17 protein-coding genes are annotated in these 18,219 nt (G+C 64.2%); 14 read left to right on the top strand and 3 right to left on the bottom strand.

Annotated elements, in window-relative coordinates; all coding sequences use genetic code 11:
- The first annotated feature begins 13 nt into the window (after positions 1–13).
- The 3 genes from O987_RS26440 to pyk all read left to right on the top strand — a co-directional run bounded on the left by O987_RS26440 (position 14) and on the right by pyk (position 3,980).
- A complete protein-coding gene (locus O987_RS26440) occupies positions 14–1,423 on the top strand; it encodes an aminopeptidase P N-terminal domain-containing protein (RefSeq protein WP_043375761.1) in 1,410 nt (469 codons plus the stop codon).
- Positions 1,424–1,445: 22 nt separating this feature from the next.
- Positions 1,446–2,225, top strand: a complete 780-nt coding sequence (locus O987_RS26435; protein ID WP_043375759.1) for a hypothetical protein — start codon at positions 1,446–1,448, stop codon at positions 2,223–2,225.
- Positions 2,226–2,543: 318 nt separating this feature from the next.
- Positions 2,544–3,980 carry a pyruvate kinase gene (gene pyk, locus O987_RS26430; protein WP_003060387.1) on the top strand — a complete coding sequence of 479 codons (1,437 nt, stop codon included), beginning with the start codon at positions 2,544–2,546 and terminating at the stop codon, positions 3,978–3,980.
- Positions 3,981–4,137: 157 nt separating this feature from the next.
- On the opposite strand, the gene O987_RS26425 is transcribed toward pyk, so the two are convergent.
- From O987_RS26425 to O987_RS26415, 3 genes are all read right to left on the bottom strand, one after another.
- A complete protein-coding gene (locus O987_RS26425; RefSeq protein WP_043375756.1) occupies positions 4,138–4,713 on the bottom strand; it encodes a phosphatase PAP2 family protein in 576 nt (191 codons plus the stop codon).
- Between the two features lie 26 nt (positions 4,714–4,739).
- Positions 4,740–5,495: a phosphatase PAP2 family protein gene (locus tag O987_RS26420; RefSeq protein ID WP_043375755.1), complete on the bottom strand. Its 756-nt coding sequence runs from the start codon at positions 5,493–5,495 to the stop codon at positions 4,740–4,742.
- Between the two features lie 360 nt (positions 5,496–5,855).
- On the bottom strand, positions 5,856–6,446 hold the full coding sequence (locus O987_RS26415) for a phosphatase PAP2 family protein (RefSeq protein ID WP_043375753.1): 591 nt from the start codon (positions 6,444–6,446) through the stop codon (positions 5,856–5,858).
- 155 nt (positions 6,447–6,601) lie between these two features.
- Between O987_RS26415 and O987_RS26410 the strand changes: the two genes are divergently transcribed.
- The 11 genes from O987_RS26410 to O987_RS26360 all read left to right on the top strand — a co-directional run bounded on the left by O987_RS26410 (position 6,602) and on the right by O987_RS26360 (position 18,196).
- Positions 6,602–7,297 (top strand): response regulator transcription factor, encoded by a 696-nt coding sequence (locus tag O987_RS26410; protein WP_029158795.1) that lies wholly within the window; start codon positions 6,602–6,604, stop codon positions 7,295–7,297.
- The gene (locus tag O987_RS26405; protein WP_043375751.1) at positions 7,294–8,652 is read left to right on the top strand and encodes a two-component sensor histidine kinase; all 1,359 of its coding nucleotides are present in this window, start codon (positions 7,294–7,296) and stop codon (positions 8,650–8,652) included. Before O987_RS26410 ends, O987_RS26405 begins: the two co-directional genes overlap by 4 nt.
- Positions 8,653–8,782: 130 nt before the next feature.
- A complete protein-coding gene (gene fba, locus O987_RS26400; protein WP_003060402.1) occupies positions 8,783–9,847 on the top strand; it encodes a class II fructose-bisphosphate aldolase in 1,065 nt (354 codons plus the stop codon).
- A gap of 213 nt (positions 9,848–10,060) precedes the next feature.
- Positions 10,061–11,737 carry a long-chain-fatty-acid--CoA ligase gene (locus tag O987_RS26395; protein WP_043375749.1) on the top strand — a complete coding sequence of 559 codons (1,677 nt, stop codon included), beginning with the start codon at positions 10,061–10,063 and terminating at the stop codon, positions 11,735–11,737.
- Between the two features lie 236 nt (positions 11,738–11,973).
- Entirely contained in the window at positions 11,974–12,507 is a 534-nt protein-coding gene (locus tag O987_RS26390) for a cupin domain-containing protein (RefSeq protein ID WP_003060408.1), read from the top strand.
- A gap of 8 nt (positions 12,508–12,515) precedes the next feature.
- Positions 12,516–13,394, top strand: a complete 879-nt coding sequence (locus O987_RS26385) for an alpha/beta fold hydrolase (RefSeq protein WP_043375747.1) — start codon at positions 12,516–12,518, stop codon at positions 13,392–13,394.
- Positions 13,395–13,399: 5 nt separating this feature from the next.
- A complete protein-coding gene (locus tag O987_RS26380) occupies positions 13,400–14,206 on the top strand; it encodes an IclR family transcriptional regulator (RefSeq protein WP_043375746.1) in 807 nt (268 codons plus the stop codon).
- A 42-nt stretch (positions 14,207–14,248) separates the two neighbouring features.
- The gene (locus tag O987_RS26375) at positions 14,249–15,049 is read left to right on the top strand and encodes an aspartate dehydrogenase (RefSeq protein ID WP_003060414.1); all 801 of its coding nucleotides are present in this window, start codon (positions 14,249–14,251) and stop codon (positions 15,047–15,049) included.
- A gap of 190 nt (positions 15,050–15,239) precedes the next feature.
- A complete protein-coding gene (locus O987_RS26370) occupies positions 15,240–16,226 on the top strand; it encodes a Bug family tripartite tricarboxylate transporter substrate binding protein (RefSeq protein WP_043375744.1) in 987 nt (328 codons plus the stop codon).
- Between the two features lie 120 nt (positions 16,227–16,346).
- Positions 16,347–17,105: a 5'-methylthioadenosine/adenosylhomocysteine nucleosidase gene (locus O987_RS26365; protein ID WP_019044150.1), complete on the top strand. Its 759-nt coding sequence runs from the start codon at positions 16,347–16,349 to the stop codon at positions 17,103–17,105.
- 314 nt (positions 17,106–17,419) lie between these two features.
- The gene (locus tag O987_RS26360; RefSeq protein ID WP_003060420.1) at positions 17,420–18,196 is read left to right on the top strand and encodes an SDR family oxidoreductase; all 777 of its coding nucleotides are present in this window, start codon (positions 17,420–17,422) and stop codon (positions 18,194–18,196) included.
- The last annotated feature ends 23 nt before the right edge of the window (positions 18,197–18,219 follow it).

The following is an 18,219-nucleotide window of genomic DNA, read 5'->3' as shown; positions in this document are numbered from 1 at the left end:
AGCTGATGTACAGATGTCCGGCCAGCATTACGATATGCCCATGACTTCTGTATATGCCCAACGCCGCGCACGCTTGGCCGCCCAGTTGGGCGACGGCGGTGTCGCCATCATTCCCACGGCTCCCGAGCTGCATCGCAACCGCGATACCGAGTATCTGTACCGCCACGACAGCTATTTCTACTACCTCACGGGCTTTTCCGAGCCCAATGCCTGCCTGGTGCTGACCAGCGATGGCAAGAGCGTGCTGTTCTGCCAGCCCAAGGATCTGGAGCGCGAGGTCTGGACCGGCTATCGCCTCGGCCCCGAGGCGGCCAAGGCCAAGCTGGGCGTGGCTCAGGCCTTCTCCAGCGACGAGATCGATTCCCGCCTGCCGCGCCTGCTGGAAAACCGCGAGCGTGTCTGGTTCCCCTTCGCCACGCACAAGGGCCTGGCCGAACAGGTCGAAGGCTGGCTGGGTCAGGTGCGCGCCCGCTCGCGCTTTGGCGTGATCTGCCCCACGCAGCAGGGCGATGCCTGTGCGCTGCTGGACGAGATGCGTCTGGTCAAGGACGCGCACGAGCAGGACATCATGCGCCGTGCCGCGCAGATCAGTGCCCAGGCCCATGTGCGCGCCATGCAGCGCTCGGCCCGCATGCTGCGCAATGGCGAGGAGGTGCGCGAATACCATCTGGACGCCGAGCTGCTGCACGAGTTCCGCCAGCATGGCTCGCAGTACGTGGCCTATGGCTCCATCGTGGCTGCCGGCGCCAATGCCTGCGTGCTGCACTATCAGGCCGACAAGGCGCCGGTACGCGCGGGCGAGCTGGTGCTCATCGACGCAGGCTGCGAGCTGGATGGCTACGCCAGCGACATCACGCGCACTTTCCCGGCCGACGGCAAGTTCAGCGGGGCGCAGCGCGCGCTGTACGAGCTGGTGCTGGCCAGCCAGGAGGCTGCGGTTGCCGTCACCAGGGCCGGCAAGCGTTTCAACGACCCGCATGACGCCACCGTGGCCGTGCTGGCCCAGGGCATGCTGGACCTCGGGCTGCTGGACCGTACCAAGTACGGCACGGCCGAGGATGTGATCGAGTCGCGCGCCTACTTCCAGTTCTATATGCACCGCACCGGCCACTGGCTGGGCATGGATGTGCATGACTGTGGCAGCTATGTGGAGCCCAGCGAGCTGGGCGTGGTCAGTGAGCGCAAGGACCCGATCTCGGGCGAAACCATTGCCAATCGCCCCAGCCGCATCCTGCGCCCCGGCATGGTCACGACGATAGAGCCGGGCATCTATGTGCGACCGGCACCCGGCGTGCCCGAGAGGTTCCACAACATCGGTATCCGCATCGAGGACGATGCCATCGTCACCGAGACCGGCTGCGAGCTCATCACCCGCGGCGTGCCCGTCAAGCCCGACGAGATCGAAGCTCTGATGCGTGATTGAGCGACGGGCGCCAGAGTTCAGCATGCCGCAGACCTTCAATCACCTGTCCCATGGCGCTGCAGTCAGGCCTCTGCCCGCCGCGCGCATGGGCTTGCTGCTGTGGCTGCTGGGTCTGCCCGGGGTGGTGGCGCTGGCCTGGACGGTGCCGCCGGCCTGGCTGGGCTTTCTGACCGGAGACGGTCTGGAGGTCGCGGGCAGCTGGGCCGTGACGGCAGGGCTGAGCGCCCTGCTGGCGCTGAGCGTGTGCCTCGGGGTCCGGCTGGGCCCGAAGCTGGGCCTGAGTGCGCCCTTGATCCATGCCCTGGCAGAGGGGCGCGTGCCCTGGCGCGGCATTCGTGTGCTGAGCCTGCCCGGCGTGGCAGGCGGCGTGATCGGCGCGGCCTGGCTGGTGACGCTGGCCGTGGTCTGGCCCGAAAGCATGCCTTTCGTGGACCCGGTCTACGGCCTGCCGCTATGGCCCAAGCTGCTCTATGGTGCGATCACCGAAGAGCTGCTGCTGAGGCTGGGCATGCTGACGGGCGTGATGTGGCTGCTGTGGCTGCTCTTCGGCAGCTCCAGGCAGCGCCCGGACTGGCGGCTGGGCTGGTCGGCCATCGCGCTGGCTGCCCTGCTGTCGGGCTGCATTCCGGTGTTTCTGAACTGGGGCGTGGTCGGCGAGCTGCCGGCGCCTGCCGTGCTGCAGCTGCTGATGTGCGAAAGTGTCTATGGGCTGCTGGCCGGCATCATGTTCTGGCGCTACGGGCTTGAGGCCGCCATGCTCACGCATGTGGTGACCTATCTGCTCTCGCACGGCCTGATCTGAGGGCAGCACGCCAGCACATTTGAACCTGCCGGGCAAAACTGTTTCGACGCGCTCATTGATGCGCTGCACAAGGCCTGTCGGTTCCGGCGCAAGTTTCCCTCTTATGCTTCCGAATCAGTAGCTGCAAGCACTTGAAATATCGACATTTCCTGCATTATTTAATCTGATTTCGAGAATGGACAGGCGCAAGCAGCTACTGTTTTTTCTGTTCTGCGGCTCGCTGTCCTGGTGCTGCAGCACTGTGCAAGATGCAGTCATGTAACCGCATTCGTGCCAGAATTGAAACCCGATTACATTCCATCGCGAGAGAGACATTTCATGCAAGTGAGTCGTGCTACCAAGATCGTCGCCACACTGGGCCCCGCTTCCAGCGATCCGCAACTGCTTGAACAAATGGTGCGCGAAGGCGTGAACGTCGTGCGCCTGAACTTCAGCCATGGCAAGGCGCAAGACCATATCGACCGTGCCACCATGGTGCGCGAGGCCGCCCAGCGCGCGGGCCGCGAAGTGGCCATCATGGCCGACCTGCAGGGACCCAAGATCCGCGTCGGCAAGTTTGCCGAGGGCAAGGTCATGCTCGAGCCCGGCGAGCGTTTCGTGCTGGATGCGTCGCGCACCGAACTGGGCGACATCAACGGCGTGGGCCTGGATTACAAGGAGCTGCCCCGTGATGTGAAGGCCGGCGACGTGCTGCTGCTCAACGACGGCCTGATCGTGCTGACCGTGGACGCCGTGCGCGGTGAAGAGGTGCACACCATCGTCAAGCTGGGCGGCGAGCTGTCCAACAACAAGGGCATCAACAAGCAAGGCGGCGGCCTGACGGCTCCCGCGCTGACCGCCAAGGACATGGAAGACATCAAGACCGCGATGTCCTTCCAGGCCGACTATGTGGCCGTGAGCTTCCCCAAGAACGCCACCGACATGGAAATGGCGCGCCAGCTGTGCAATGTGGCCGCTGCCCAGTACGGCCACAAGCCCGGCCTGATCGCCAAGATCGAGCGCGCCGAAGCCATTCCGCGCCTGGAAGAGATTCTCAAGGTCTCCGACGGCATCATGGTCGCCCGTGGCGATCTGGCCGTGGAAGTGGGCAATGCCGCCGTGCCCGCGCTGCAAAAGAAGATGATCCGCATGGCGCGCGACATGGACAAGGTGGTGATCACTGCGACCCAGATGATGGAGTCCATGATCACCAACCCCGTGCCCACCCGTGCCGAAGTGAGCGACGTGGCCAATGCCGTGCTGGACGGCACCGATGCCGTGATGCTCAGCGCCGAAACCGCTGCCGGCAAGTACCCGCTGGAGACCGTGCGTGAAATGGCGGCCATCTGCGCCGCTGCGGAAGCGGCCGAAGACCGCGTCAAGGACGCCGACTTCAGCAACAGCCAGTTCAAGCGTACCGACCAGGCCATCGCCATCGGCGCGCTGTTCACCGCGCATCACCTGGGTGCCAAGGCCATCGTGGCGCTGACGGACTCCGGCTCGACCGCGCTGTGGATGAGCCGTCATCGCATCCATATCCCCATCTACGCGCTGACGCCCAAGCTGGCCACGCAGCGCAAGATGGCGCTGTACCGCAACGTGCGTCCTCTGCTGATGGACACCAGCGCCGAGCGCGACATGGCGCTGGACCAGGCCAAGGGTCACTTGCTGGCCCGCGGCATCGTGCAGTCCGGCGATGTCTACGCCATCACCTGCGGCGAGCCCATGGGCCAGCCAGGCGGTACCAATATGCTCAAGATCTGCAGGGTGGAGTGAGCCCCCTGAGCGGCTATGCCGCTTCCCCCCGAGGGGGACGGCATCTTCGCTGCGAGGCGGCTCTTGCTCGATGCCTCTGACTTGAAGCATGCCTCATCAAAAAAGCTGCCAGTGCTTATGAATAAAGCGCTGGCAGCTTTTGTTTTTGTAGCGTGCATCAGGCGATCCGGGGCTGCAGGCGGCGCTTGAGCTGTTTGCGACGCCGGGCTTGCTGGATCTGCAGGGCGCTGCGCCAGACCAGCACGGCGCTGGCGGTACCGACCAGCATGCCGGCCAGAATATCTGAGGGGAAATGCACGCCCAGCACCACGCGGCTGAGTGCCACGCTGGTGGCGAGAAACCATGCGACGACAACCAGCCAGCGCTGGTGTCTGCCCACGCCCAGATGGATGCCCTGCGCCAGGGCAAAGGCGCCGGCGGCATGCATGCTGGGAAAGCTGGCGCTGGCCCCATGCGCTATCCACTGCATGCCCAGGCTCAGCTGCGCCGGCCTGGGCATGGGCAGGCCCCAGCGAATCAGACGGCAGGCCACCCAGGCGCAGGCCATGGACAGCAGGGCCAACTGCAGGCTGCGCCGCCAGCCTTTGCCAAGCGCCAGCATGGCGGCGATCACGGGCAGGGCACAGAGTCCGGGCAGCCAGGTGGAGGCAAAGCGCGAGGCCTGGATCCACCACAGCGGGCTCTGGGTGTTGGCATTCAGAAATTGAAAGACAGGGGCATCGAAGAACAGCATGAATGACCTTTGCGTGTGCGCAGCGCCTAGTCCGAGGCAAGCAGCTCGTCAGGAGACAGGGCTGCATCCGCAGGTGGCTGGTGCGCCAGGCGACGGGTGGTGAACAGATCGCACAAGCCGCTGGCCGCCCAGCACAGCCAGGCGGTCCACAGGGTGTGGCTCATGAAGTGGGCGCCGCGCATCTGCTGCGCCAGGCCCAGGGCAAAACCGGCTACCAGAGCTGCGGCCAGCCACAGGCGTGCTGCGCGCGGCAGATCGTGGCGCAGCGCAAAGTAGCCGCTGATGAAGGCAAAGCCCGCCGAGGCATGGCCGGCCGGAAAGCAGTGGCCGCTGCCGCCATCCGTGACGCCCCAGGCCCAGTGCGAGACATAGTGGCCCACGCCGCCGAAGTCGGCGATGTCCCAGGGGCAGCTCGTGGCGCTGATGCGCTTCATGACGGCCATGATGACCAGCGACAGCAGTGCACCGACGACCAGCTGTATGCGCCGTGCATAGGGAAGCTGGCGCATCCAGCCGGCGGGCCACCAGATCATCAGGCTCAGTCCCATCACGATGATCCAGGCCAGCTTGCGCGCGCCTTCATGGGCAATATTGACCATGAACCAGTCGTTTTGCAGCGCAAAGCCCTGGCTGCTGCCAAACCAGTGCGCCATGGCCATGTCCATGCCGCTCATGTCCCAGGCCAGTACGCAGGCCAGGGCGACGACGGTCCAGCTCAGCAGGGCCGGGGCGGAGGCTTGGCGAAGAAAAGGGAGAGGGAGCGAGGGGGCGGACGACTTCATGGCCGCCACGATAGAAAGCGCTTCTTAACACGCGCTTAAGAACGTGCTCACGATCTCCTCGCGCCGCGACAGAGGCTTTGCGGGATGGTATGCAAGGGGGCGGGCCCCCGCGCGCGATACCGCAGCCATAGCCGTGCTATTGCGAGGATTCGCGCGGCCGGCGAGGCAACGCCGCAGACCTCCCGTGACCGGGCGTGCGCAAAGCCCCTGTCCCGCAGGGTTGGCGCGAAATCGGGCGATGTGCTGCGCGCTGCCTCCTGCTTGCACCCCGGTGCAAGCGGCGAGCCATCGCTTCGAACTCATCCCGATTGCGCTCCAACGCGGCTGCGTAGAGATCGCAGACATGTTCTGAGGTCTTGCTCAGCCCTGGGCCGTCCATGCGCTGCGCAGACGTTTGAGATGCGGCACGACGCGCAGATGGCGGCGGCGGCGCAGCCGCGAGGCGATATTCCAGACGATGACGGCGCCGCTGATGCCTACCAGCGCGCCGGCCAGCAGGTCGGAGGCAAAGTGCACGCCCAGATGGACGCGGCTCCAGGCAATGCCGATGGCCGCCAGCCAGGCCAGCCAGACCAGCGGCTTGCGATGGCGGGTCGTACCCAGGCTGATGGCCATGGCCAGGGCAAAGGCACCGCTGGCATGCAGGCTGGGAAAGCCCGCACGTCCGCCATGCTGAATCCATAGCGTGCCCAGATTGAGCTGGAACGGGCGCGGCGCCGGAAAGCCCCAGCGTATGAGTCTGGCGATCAGCCAGGCCGTCGCCATGGACAGCAGCAGCATCAGCATGGTGCGGCGTGTTGCCGGTGAGCCGAACACCAGGGCCAGCAGGACCAGAACGCCGCTCAGATTGGGCAACCAGGCCGAGAGCGCACGTGCCAGCTGGATGCTGAACCAGTGCGTCTGGGCATCGGCATTGAACAGCGCAAACAGAAACGGATCGAAGAAGAACATGAAGGCGCTGCGGCGGATTGCGGCAATGAAAGGTGGCCGATGTTAAGGCGAAATCCGGGCTTGCGGATGTCAAGTCCATGCGGGAGCAGGGGAAGCGGGCTCCGGCGTTGACCGGCCAGTTGAGCGGATTCGGCATTGGCCCGCACAATGCGGTCATGCGAATTCTGGTGGTCGAAGACAACGAAGGCATTGCAGCAGGGCTGCGAGCCAATCTCATGCAGCGCAGCTATGCGGTGGATGTGTGCGCCAGCGTGGCCGAGGCTTGGCATGCCCTGAGCACCGAGCGCTTCGATGCCGTGCTGCTGGACCTGGGGCTGTCCGATGGCGATGGCAGCGAGGTGGTGCGTCGCCTGCGCCTGCAGACCGGCCGGCCCGGTGTGCCGCAGCTGCCCGATCCGGCAACCCCGGTGCTGATTCTCACGGCACGCGATCAGGTACAGGATAGGGTGGCAGGGCTCAATCTGGGTGCCGATGATTACTTGGTCAAGCCCTTTGACATGGACGAGCTGGAGGCCCGTTTGCGCGCCATGATGCGCCGCGCCGCCGGTCAGGCATCGCCGGTGATCCGCCATGCGGATCTGGAGGTGGACCCGGCAGCGCGCACCATCAGGCAGGCAGGGCAGAAGGTGGAGGTTTCACCGCGCGAGTTCGCCGTGCTCTGGGCCTTGCTGCTGGCACGCGGGCGCGTGCTGTCGCGCCCGCAGATCGAAGAGCACCTCTACAGCTGGGGCGATACGGTGGAGAGCAATGCCGTGGAGGTCTATGTCCACCATCTGCGCAAGAAGCTGGGCCAGAAGATCATTGTGACCATGCGCGGCGTGGGCTACTTCATGCCGCAGGAGCAGGAATGACGACCCTTGCACCGACCGGCAAGCGCCGCAGCTCGCTGCAGCTGAATTTGCTGGCCTGGATGCTGGGGGGACTGGTGCTGGTCTGGTGCAGCTTCGTCATCTGGGGCTATCAGACCGGAGTCCACGAGGCCGACGAGCTGACCGACGGGCATCTGGCTGGAGTGGCCGCGCTGACCTTGAACTGGCATGTGCAGGACGATGTGCCGGCCGGGGAGGCCACGGCGGTCCAGCCGCCTGCAGGCCTGCACGCCCACGACTATCAGGAGTCGCTGAGCGTGGTGCTCTGGAATGCGCAAGGTCTGCTGATCTCGCGCACCGGTCAGGCGCCCTTGCCGGACTTCGACATCGAACAGGGCTTTGCCACGATTGGCGTGCATGAACGCCAGGCCTGGCGCAGCTACACGCAGTGGAGCCATGACAGGACAGCCAAGGTCACGGTGATGATTGACCTGGCCGAACGCGACAGTCTGGCAGACGATATCGCCATGCAGATGATAGAGCCGGGCTTCTGGCTGCTGCCCGTGATCGTGATTGCGCTGGGCGTGGCCATGCGCCGCGGCATGCGCCCGCTCAATCAGCTCACGCAGCGCGTGGAGGCGCTGGATCTGAGCCGTGACCAGCGGCTCTCCGATGCCCATGTGCCGCGCGAGCTCGCGCCCATGGTCAGCTCCATCAACACCTTGCTCGACCGCCAGCAGGAGGCGCTGGAGCGCGAGCGCAATCTGGCCAACGAAGTGGCCCATGAGCTGCGCACGCCGCTGGCCTCCATCGCTCTTCAGGCCCAGGCGCTGAAGTCGCCGGCGCAGACCGACAGCGCAACCCTGCAGGCCGCGCTGCAGCGCATAGGCCGGGACGCCCTGCATGCCGGCCATGTGCTCGATCAGCTGCTGACCCTGGCCAGGGCCGGGCGCGGCATGCTGGATGCGCCTTTGCAGACCGTGAACTGGGCCGATGTGGCGCGCAATGTGGCGGCGGCGCAGGCTCAGCATGCCTGGCAGCGCGAGGACATGATTTCCGTGGACGCCCCGCAGGAGCTGCCTGTGCGCGGCAATGCGCTGCTGCTCGATTCGGCGCTGCGCAATCTGGTCGAGAACGCCGTGCGCCATACGCCGGCGGGCACGCAGATCGAGGTGCAGGCCGGCCTCGATTCGACCCGGGCGCTGGCCTGGGTGCAGGTCTGCGACGATGGACGGCGCGATGCGGCGCCGGCCCATGTGCCGCCCGCGGACAGTCTGCACCTGGGCCATGAAATCGTCAGCCGCGTCATGCAGGCCCATGGCGGCAGCTTCACGGTGGCCGAGGCACCACAAGGCTTCACCACCTGCTATCGCATGGAAATACCGCTAGCCGGTTAAAATAACCGGTTACTAAGCGGTTACCGAAGCGTGGCCGCTGGTCTTTCCCCGGGCCACAGCTGTCGTGCGGCGCACTGCAGTGATTCATCGCCGGGGGCGTTGCCTCTCAAAACTTTGAACGGAACCCACCATGCCTTTGATCTCGATGCGCGAAATGCTGGACCATGCTGCTGAAAACGGCTATGGCATCCCCGCCTTCAACGTGAACAACCTGGAACAGGTCCAGGCCGTGATGTCGGCGGCTGACGAAGTCGGCGCGCCCGTGATCCTGCAGGCCAGCGCTGGCGCCCGCAAGTACGCCGGTGAGCCCTTCATCAAGCACCTGATCCAGGCGGCCGCCGAGATGTATCCCCACATCCCCCTGGTGATGCACCAGGACCACGGCACCACGCCTGAAGTCTGCCAGGGCGCGCTGAACCTGGGCTTCGGCTCGGTGATGATGGACGGCTCGCTGATGAGCGACGGCAAGACGCCTTCGTCCTTTGACTACAACGTGGACGTGACCCAGAAGGTGGTGGCCATGGCCCACCAGATCGGCGCGACCGTGGAAGGCGAGCTGGGCTGCCTGGGCAACCTGGAAACCGGCGAAGCCGGCGAAGAAGACGGCATCGGCGCCGAAGGCAAGCTGGACCACAGCCAGATGCTGACCGACCCCGAAGAAGCTGCCGTGTTCGTCAAGGCCACCCAGCTGGACGCACTGGCGATCGCCATCGGCACCAGCCACGGCGCCTACAAGTTCAGCCGCAAGCCCACAGGCGACATCCTGGCCATCTCCCGCGTCAAGGAAATCCACGCCCGCATCCCCAACACCCACCTGGTGATGCATGGCTCCTCCTCCGTGCCTCAGGAACTGCTGGCCATCATCAACCAGTACGGCGGCAAGATGAAGGAAACCTACGGCGTGCCCGTGGAAGAAATCCAGGAAGCCATCAAGTACGGCGTGCGCAAGATCAATATCGACACCGACATCCGTCTGGCGATGACCGGCGCGGTGCGCAAGTTCCTGGCCGAGAACCCCGACAAGTTCGACGCCCGCGAATGGCTCAAGCCTGCCCGCGAAGCGGCCAAGCAAGTCTGCAAGGCCCGCTACATCGAGTTCGGCTGCGAAGGCCAGGGCGCCAAGATCAAGGGCTACAGCCTGGAGCAAATGGCCAAGAGGTACGCCGCCGGCGATCTGGCCCAGTTGGTCAAGTAAACTCAAGTTTGATAGCTTTCAGCGCTTTACCAGTAAGCGCTGAAAGCTGAAAACACTCAAAGCCCGCAGTCTTTTGCCTGCGGGCTTTTTTCATGGGGTTTGACTTCTGTTACCAAGGTGTCCCCGCTTGTTTCCTAGGGTTACTACAGTATCGAACGACCGTGCTTTTTATCACAATGGCCGGATCAGACGATAAGACACGGAGACAGAAGAATGAGTGACCGTCCTTGGCTGAATGCATATCCAGAGGGAGTTCCTGCGGACATTGACGCGTCCCAGTATCCATCGCTGGTGGCCTTGATGGAGGAGGCATTTGCCAAGCATGCCGACAAGGTGGCCTATTCCTTCATGGGCAAGGAGCTGACCTTCGCCCAGGTCGATGCCCAGAGCAAGGTCTTTGCCGCCTATCTGCAAAGCCTGGGGCTGCAGCGCGGCGACCGCGTGTCGCTGATGATGCCCAACATTCCCCAGTACCCGGTGGCGGTGGCCGGGGTGCTGCGTGCCGGCTATGTGCTGGTCAACGTCAACCCGCTCTACACGGCACGCGAGCTCGAGCATCAGCTCAAGGACTCGGGCGCCAAGGCCATCGTCATCATCGAGAACTTCGCCAAGACGCTGCAGGACGGCATGCATGGCAGCGCCGTGCAGCATATCGTGCTCTGCGCCATGGGCGACGAACTGGGCCTTTTGAAGGGCATGCTGGTCAATTACGTGGTGCGCTCCGTCAAGAAGCTGGTGCCTGCCTTCAGCCTGCCCGGTGCCGTGCGCTTCAACGATGCGCTGGCCAAGGGGCGTGGCGCCAGCCTGAAGGCGCCGGTGCTCAAGGCCGACGACATGGCGCTGCTGCAGTACACGGGCGGCACCACGGGCGTGAGCAAGGGTGCCGTGCTGCTGCACAGGAACATCATTGCCAATGTGCTGCAGTCCGAAGCCTGGAACGAGCCCGCCATGAAGAAGGTGCCGGCAGGCGAGCAGCCCACCAGCATCTGCGCGCTGCCGCTCTATCACATCTTCGCGTTCACGGTGAACATGATGCTGGCCATGCGTACCGGCGGCAAGACCGTGCTGATCCCCAATCCGCGCGATCTCAAGGCCACGCTCAAGGAGCTGTCCAGGCACCGTTTCCACAGCTTTCCGGCCGTGAACACCTTGTTCAACGGGCTGGCCAACCACCCCGACTTCGATACCGTGGACTGGAGCCATCTCAAGGTGTCGGTGGGCGGCGGCATGGCCGTGCAGAGCGCCGTGGCCGAGTTGTGGCTCAAGAAGACCGGCTGCCCCATCTGCGAGGGCTACGGCCTCTCGGAAACCAGTCCCTCGGTGACCTGCAACCCGGTCACCGCCACGGCTTACTCGGGCACCATAGGCGTGCCCCTGCCCAGCACCTATGTGAAGCTGGTCGACAACGATGGCCGGGATGTGAACGAACTCGGCCAGCCCGGCGAAGTCGCCGTGCTGGGCCCGCAGGTCATGGCCGGCTACTGGCAGCGTCCCGACGAAACCGCCAAGGTCATGACAGCGGACGGCTACTTCCTGACCGGTGACATCGGCACCATGGACGAGCGCGGCTTTGTGAAGATCGTGGATCGTAAAAAGGACATGGTCATCGTCAGCGGCTTCAACGTCTATCCCAACGAGGTGGAGGACGTGGTCTCCAACTGTCCCGGCGTGCTCGAGTGCGCGGTGGTCGGTGTGCCCGACGAGAAGTCCGGCGAGGCCATCAAGCTCATCGTCGTCAAAAAGGATCCGGCATTGACCGAGCAGGCCATCCGCGATTACTGCCAAGCCAATCTGACCGGCTACAAGCGTCCGCGCCACATCGTCTTCCGCGCCGATCTGCCCAAGACACCCGTGGGCAAGATCCTGCGCAGGGAGCTGCGCGACGCCTGAGAGTTTTCATCTTGTCCTTCAAGGCGAGTTCACAGGAGCGCTTGGCGCTCCTTTTTTGCGTCTGAAATCTGGCGTTTGCCTCGATGAAAAGGCGACAAGACCTCGCTGGCAAAGAAATGTGCTTGTTGCGATCAGGCAAGTCTTCTTATAATTGTTTCGCCAAATGAACCTGGTTTTATTAGTAAAACAAAAAGCAGATCGCTTTTTGTGTTCACCAACGGTTTCAGGAGAGACATATGAGCGATATCGCACAGGACAACAATGCCCGCACTTGGGATCGCCCCGAGGGCTCCAGCTTTGAAGACTGGATGAACACACGCATTGCGCGTTTTGCCACGCGCAAGTACGACTTCGATGCCCTGAAGTTCCAGGCCGATTTCGACCCCAAGTACCGCCGCGGCCAGATGCGCTACATCGGCACCGGCGGCACGGGTGTGGCCTCCGACAGCAACACCATTCCGTCGGAGAACTTCACCTTCTCCACCATGGTGATTCCTGCCGGCCATGAAGGCCCTTCGCATCTGCACACCGATGTCGAAGAGGTGTTCTTCGTGATGCGCGGCAAGCTCAAGCTGGTGCTGGAAAAGGATGGCGAGCGTTTCGAGACCATCCTGACCGATCGCGATGTGGTGTCGGTGCCGCCCGGCGTCTACCGCGAAGAGATCAACGTCGGTGACGAAGATGCGCTGATGTGCGTGATGCTGGGCGCCAAGAAACCCGTCACGCCGACCTATCCGCCCGAGCATCCTCTGGCCAAGATCAAGCGCTGAGCTTCGTCATGCACGAGGATTTGCTGTCGCCGAAGCTGCAGCTGCTGCAGACCGGATTTCCCGAGCGACTGGTAAAGCTCCCGCAGAACGCTCAGGTTGCCTGGCGCGAGGCGGGCGATGCCAGCTCCGATTTTGCGGTGGTGCTGCTGCATGGCATCAGCTCCGGGGCTGCCTCCTGGCTGGATGTGGCGCTGCAGCTGGGTGACAAGGCGCGCGTTCTGGCCTGGGATGCACCCGGCTATGGCGTGTCGACGCCGCTGGCGCCAGCCGCGCCTGCCGATGCCGACTATGCGCAGGCGCTGGCCCAGTCACTGCTGGTGCTGGGCGTGCGGCGCTGTCTGCTGGTCGGCCATTCCCTGGGCGCCCTGATGGCTGCCAGGCTGGCGGTCACGGCGGCCCCCGGACTGGTCGAGCAACTGGTGTTCATCAGCCCGGCCGGCGGTTACGGCGCAGCGGCCAAGGCCGAGCAGCAAGCCAAGGTGCGCGCAGGACGTCTGGCTGCGCTGGCCGAGAAAGGTGTCGCCGGCCTGGCGGCCGTCATCGACCAGCGTCTGGTGTCTTCCGAAGCCCCTGAAGCCGTGCGTGCATGGGTGCGCTGGAATACGGCGCGCATGCAGCCGCAGGGCTATGCGCAGGCGGTCGAGCTGCTCTGCGGCAGTGATCTGGCGCAGGCACAGGGCAGGCTGGGCATGCCGGTTCAGGTCTGGGTCGGCGAGCACGATGTGGTGACTCCGCCTGCAGCTTGCAAAGCCTGGTCCGAGTTGCTGGGCGCGCACTACGGTACGCTTGCGGCTGCCGGTCATGCTTCACCCGTGGAACAACCTGTGGAGGTTGCGCATAGGCTGGCATCTTTGTTGAACCAAAGTTATTTGCCCAACACCAGCTGATTGCCATGAGCGAAACCCCAGAGATTTCAACCAACGACCAAGACCGTTACACCGTGCCCGCCCTCGAGCGAGGACTGCGCCTGCTGGCCTGCTTTGGCCCGGAGCAACCTGTCTGGAGCGCGCCCGAGCTGGCGCGCAACCTCGAGCTGCCGCGTTCCACGGTGTTTCGGATGTTGACCACGCTTGAAAACTCGGGGTATCTGCAGCGCAGCGGTACCGAATACCGACTCGGTCTGGCCGTGCTGCGTCTGGGCTACGACTACCTGTCCACCCAGCCGCTGGCGCAACTGGCCGAGCCTGCTCTGCAGGCCTTGTGTGATGAGCTGGGCATGACCAGCAATCTTGCATTGCGTGACGGCGCCTCCGTGGTCTATGTGGCACGCGTCACTCCGGCCGGAGCGTTCCAGGGCGCTGTGCGCGTGGGCTCGCGCTTGCCTGCACATGCGACGGTGCTGGGGCGAGCCCTGCTGCATGACATGGATGCCGCGCAACTGCGCTCGGTGTTTGGCGGCGAGGAATTGCCCCAGTTCTCCGAGAGCACGCCGCGCAACATCGACGAGCTGCTGGACCTGCTGGCCCAGGACCGTGAGCGTGGCTACGCCATGGGCGAGGGCTTTTACGAGCCAGGTGTTTCCAGTATTGCAGCGCCGGTGCGCGCCGCAGACGGGCGGGTGGTTGCGGGACTGGCCATGGCCATTCCGTTTACCGAGCTGGTGCCCGAGAAAACCCAGCTCTGGGTGCAGAAGGTGCAAGAGGCGGCAGAAGCCCTGTCCGCTCATTTGCGCCAGCAGCACCCGGACCATTTGCGCTGACCCCGATCACGCCGGGCCAGCGCATTTTTCAGGAGGCTAGAGATGAAAAATATTGCTTTGATTGGCTGCGGCGCCATCGGCTCCAGTGTGCTGGAGCTTTTGAGCGGAGATACCCGCCTGCAGGTGGGCTGGATACTGGTTCCCGAGATCACGCCAGCAGTGCGCGAGACGGTTGCCCGCCTGGCACCACAGGCGCAGCTGCTGCAGGCCCTGCCCGGCGATGCGGTGCCGGATCTGCTGGTGGAATGTGCGGGTCACGCCGCCATTGAAGAGCATGTGCTGCCGGCCCTGACGCGCGGCATTCCGGCGGTCATCGCATCCATAGGCGCCTTGAGTGCCCCGGGCATGGCCGAGCGCGTACAGGCCGCGGCCGAGGCCGGCAAGACTCAGGCCCAGCTGTTGTCGGGCGCCATCGGCGGCATAGATGCCCTGGCGGCGGCGCGTGTCGGCGGACTGGAGACGGTGGTCTACACGGGGCGCAAGCCGCCCAAGGCCTGGAGCGGCACTCCGGCCGAGCAGGTCTGTGATCTGGACGGCCTGACCGAGGCCTTCTGCATTTTCGAGGGCTCGGCGCGTGAGGCCGCACAGCTCTATCCCAAGAATGCCAATGTGGCGGCCACCTTGTCGCTGGCCGGACTGGGGCTGGACAAGACCATGGTGCGTCTGTTTGCCGATCCTGGCGTCCACGAGAACGTGCACCAGGTCGAGGCGCGGGGTGCTTTCGGCGCCATGGAACTGACCATGCGCGGCAAGCCGCTGGCGGCCAACCCCAAGACATCGGCGCTGACGGTGTACAGCGTTGTGCGCTCGGTGCTCAACAACGTGGCGCCGCTGGCCATCTGATCCGGAGCCAGGCCTGTGGCTTCATGCGCGCCATGGGCTTGGCACCTCTCTTGCTTGTTGCTGAAACCTGCAAGCAGATCTCCCCACTTCAGCATGGTGTCAGGCCTGTGCGAATATTTCCTTGCGCGTCGTCAAACAGGGCGTGCATCGAACCTCGGCAGGCTTGACATCTCCACCTTCTGGAACCCTCATGCAACGCTCCGCATTTCTCAAATCCTGCCTGGCTCTGGCCAGCGTCCTGGCCCTGCCCGTCGCTCAAGCGGCGACCGCCACCGAGCAGCTTTCCGCCGGGCAGTTCACCGTCATTGCGCCTTTCCCTGCCGGCGGCCCTGTGGACATCCTGGCGCGCATTCTGGCAACCGGTCTGACCGAGCATTACAAGCAGGCCGCCATCGTCGACAACCGTCCCGGAGCCAGCGGCAATATCGGCATCGACATGGTCAAGCGTGCCAAGCCCGACGGCCATACGCTGCTGGTCGTGCCTCAGGGCAATCTGACCATCAACCCGACGCTGATGCCCAAGCTGCCCTACAGCGTGTTCGGCGACTTCGTGCCCGTGGCTTCCATGGGGCGCACGGCCAATGTCATTGCGGTCAATCCGCAGGTGCCGGCCAAGTCGGTTCAGGAACTGGTGGCGCTGTCCAAGGCCAAGCCCAACTCCATCAGCTACGCTTCGCCCGGCGTGGGCTCCAGCCTGCATCTGGCCGGCGAGCTGTTCAAGGACAAGTCGGGCGCGGACATCATGCATGTGGCCTACAAGGGCTCGACCCAGGGTGTGACCGATGTGCTGGGCGGCACCATTCCCATGATCGTGGCCAATCTGCCCACCGTGCTGCCCCATGTGCAGTCGGGCAAGCTGCGCGCGCTGGCCGTGACCGACGGCGCGCGCTCGGGCTTTTTGCCCAATGTGCCGACCCTGGCCGAAGCCGGCGTGCCAGGGATTGCCATTTCCTCCTGGTATGGCGTGCTGGCTCCGAAGAACACGCCTGCTGAGGTGGTCAAGCAGCTGGGCGAGGATATCGACAAGATTCTGAAGACCCCGGCGGCGCTCAATCAGCTCAAGGCACAGGGGATGACGCCCTGGGTGGTCAAGGGCGAGGCCTTCGGCGAGCTGATCCGCAAGGAAACCGGGCTCTGGGCGCCCATCATCAAAAGTCATGACATCGAGGCGCAATAAGCCCTCGTGCTCTAATCGCGCCTCTTGCGCATCCCACCAAAGCGGCCCGGTGCCGCTTTTGTGCTTTCTTTTGAGCTTTCACCAGGGCCGCCTGGCCCCTGTTCCGGAGTACCCCCATCCATGACGCTCGCCATTCTCAGCGCTCTTGCCGAAGAGCAACACGGCCTGGTCGACGCCATGCAGGGCATGCAATGCCTGCGCCATGCCGGACGCGACTTCTGGCTGGGCCGGCTGCACGGGCATCAGGTGGTGTGTGCGCTGTCGGGCATAGGCAAGGTGGCCGCCGCCACCACCACTGCGGCGCTGATCGAGCGCTTTGGCGTGCGCGGCATTCTGTTCACCGGCGTGGCGGGAGGCATCGGCACGGATGTGAATGTGGGCGATGTGGTGATCGCGCGGACTTTCCTGCAGCATGACATGGATGCCTCGCCGATCTTTCCGCGCTGGCAGTTGCCCGGTTACGGCTGCAGCACCCTGGCCTGCGACGAGCCGGCGACGGACCGACTGATGCAGGCTGCCGACTCGGCGCTGCGCTCGGGCATCGTGGCTTCGTATGCTTCGGCTCGTGTGCATCAGGGCCTGATTGCCAGCGGCGATCAGTTTGTCAGCTCGCGCCAGGCCAGCGCGCAGCTCAGGGCCGATCTGGAGGCTGCCGGCCACGCCGTGCTGGCGGTGGAGATGGAGGGGGCTGCCGTGGCCCAGACCTGCCGGGATTACGACACGCCTTTTGCCGCGATGCGCACCATCTCGGATCGGGCGGACGACAGCGCCCATGTGGACTTCTCGGATTTCGTGCGCACTGTGGCAAGCCGCTACGCGCAACGCGTGGTGCTGGATTTTCTGCGCCTGACGCCTGCGAAGGATCAGAGGGTTTGCTAGCTATTTAGTAGCTTGTATCGCTTTATACACAGTATTTTCATGCTGTTCTGATTCTGTGTTTCTTTATTGACAGGCACTAGAAGCTATCAGTATTGATGAAACCGATCCGGCCTGCACGCAGCTGCAGGCCGGATACCTTTTGTTGCCTCGTTTTCCTTTCAACCGCGCTTGTCGCGGTTTTTTTACGCCCGTGTGTCGCTGTGGGGTGGAACTACGGGTTTCTCCGGGTATTGACTCAAAAGAAGGCTCACTAAACTGCAGGCTTGTTTCAAGAAAAAAGTGTCATTTCATATTTGAAACAAACAAGGTTTAAGATGACCCTCAACACCATGCCTTCCACCGGTCAGCTCGCTGGGCGCCGGATCCTTGTGACCGGCGCTGCGCGCGGCCTGGGTTTTGCTTTTGCGCAGACGCTGTGCCAGCAGGGGGCGCAGCTTGTGATGGCCGATCTGCGCGCCGAATTGCTGAACGAAGCCGTTGCCAAGCTGCGCGCCATGGGCTTCGAGGCTCACGGCGTCGCCTTTGATGCCAGCAACCCGGCTTCCATAGAACAGTGCGCACAGCAGGCCGTGCAGACCCTCGGCGGTCTGGATGGCCTGGTCAACAACGCGGCCGTGACGGACTCTGGCGGCAAGGGCATGGACGACATTGCCCTGGACAAATGGGACCAGGTGATGAACGTCAATGTGCGCGGCGTCTGGCTGATGACCCGTGCCTGCCGCGCGGCTCTCAAGGACAGCGGTCGCGGTGCCATCGTCAATCTGGCTTCCGACACTGCCATGTGGGGCGCACCCAACCTGATGGCCTATGTGGCCAGCAAGGGCGCCGTGATGGCCATGACGCGTTCCATGGCTCGCGAGCTGGGCGCGGATGCCATCACCATCAATGCCGTGGCTCCCGGCCTGGTGCTGGTCGAGGCCACCGAGTACGTGCCCGAGCACCGCCATCGCCTCTATATCGACCAGCGCGCGCTGCAGCGCGAGCAGGGGCCCGAGGATGTCTCGGGTGCCGTGTCCTATCTGCTGTCCGACGGTGCGCGCTTTGTGACGGGCCAGGTGCTGCCCGTCAACGGCGGCTTCGTCATGAACTGACATGAATTGCCCCCTGAGTCGCT

It is taken from the genome of Comamonas testosteroni TK102 (assembly GCF_000739375.1).
Taxonomy (GTDB): domain Bacteria; phylum Pseudomonadota; class Gammaproteobacteria; order Burkholderiales; family Burkholderiaceae_C; genus Comamonas; species Comamonas brasiliensis.
Note: the sequence above shows the minus strand (reverse complement) of the source record. Positions and strands in the feature narration are given on the sequence as shown.

What these genes read in the sequence shown, in the direction of transcription:
- O987_RS26375 (WP_003060414.1), top strand. Translation starts at nt 14,249, where the DNA reads ATGAAAAATATTGCTTTGATTGGCTGCGGCGCCATCGGCTCCAGTGTG.
- O987_RS26385 (WP_043375747.1), top strand. Translation starts at nt 12,516, where the DNA reads ATGCACGAGGATTTGCTGTCGCCGAAGCTGCAGCTGCTGCAGACCGGA.
- O987_RS26435 (WP_043375759.1), top strand. Translation starts at nt 1,446, where the DNA reads ATGCCGCAGACCTTCAATCACCTGTCCCATGGCGCTGCAGTCAGGCCT.
- O987_RS26415 (WP_043375753.1), bottom strand. Translation starts at nt 6,446, where the DNA reads ATGTTCTTCTTCGATCCGTTTCTGTTTGCGCTGTTCAATGCCGATGCC.
- O987_RS26410 (WP_029158795.1), top strand. Translation starts at nt 6,602, where the DNA reads ATGCGAATTCTGGTGGTCGAAGACAACGAAGGCATTGCAGCAGGGCTG.
- fba (WP_003060402.1), top strand. Translation starts at nt 8,783, where the DNA reads ATGCCTTTGATCTCGATGCGCGAAATGCTGGACCATGCTGCTGAAAAC.
- O987_RS26420 (WP_043375755.1), bottom strand. Translation starts at nt 5,495, where the DNA reads ATGAAGTCGTCCGCCCCCTCGCTCCCTCTCCCTTTTCTTCGCCAAGCC.
- O987_RS26365 (WP_019044150.1), top strand. Translation starts at nt 16,347, where the DNA reads ATGACGCTCGCCATTCTCAGCGCTCTTGCCGAAGAGCAACACGGCCTG.
- pyk (WP_003060387.1), top strand. Translation starts at nt 2,544, where the DNA reads ATGCAAGTGAGTCGTGCTACCAAGATCGTCGCCACACTGGGCCCCGCT.
- O987_RS26405 (WP_043375751.1), top strand. Translation starts at nt 7,294, where the DNA reads ATGACGACCCTTGCACCGACCGGCAAGCGCCGCAGCTCGCTGCAGCTG.
- O987_RS26395 (WP_043375749.1), top strand. Translation starts at nt 10,061, where the DNA reads ATGAGTGACCGTCCTTGGCTGAATGCATATCCAGAGGGAGTTCCTGCG.
- O987_RS26360 (WP_003060420.1), top strand. Translation starts at nt 17,420, where the DNA reads ATGACCCTCAACACCATGCCTTCCACCGGTCAGCTCGCTGGGCGCCGG.
- O987_RS26425 (WP_043375756.1), bottom strand. Translation starts at nt 4,713, where the DNA reads ATGCTGTTCTTCGATGCCCCTGTCTTTCAATTTCTGAATGCCAACACC.
- O987_RS26440 (WP_043375761.1), top strand. Translation starts at nt 14, where the DNA reads ATGTCCGGCCAGCATTACGATATGCCCATGACTTCTGTATATGCCCAA.
- O987_RS26370 (WP_043375744.1), top strand. Translation starts at nt 15,240, where the DNA reads ATGCAACGCTCCGCATTTCTCAAATCCTGCCTGGCTCTGGCCAGCGTC.
- O987_RS26380 (WP_043375746.1), top strand. Translation starts at nt 13,400, where the DNA reads ATGAGCGAAACCCCAGAGATTTCAACCAACGACCAAGACCGTTACACC.
- O987_RS26390 (WP_003060408.1), top strand. Translation starts at nt 11,974, where the DNA reads ATGAGCGATATCGCACAGGACAACAATGCCCGCACTTGGGATCGCCCC.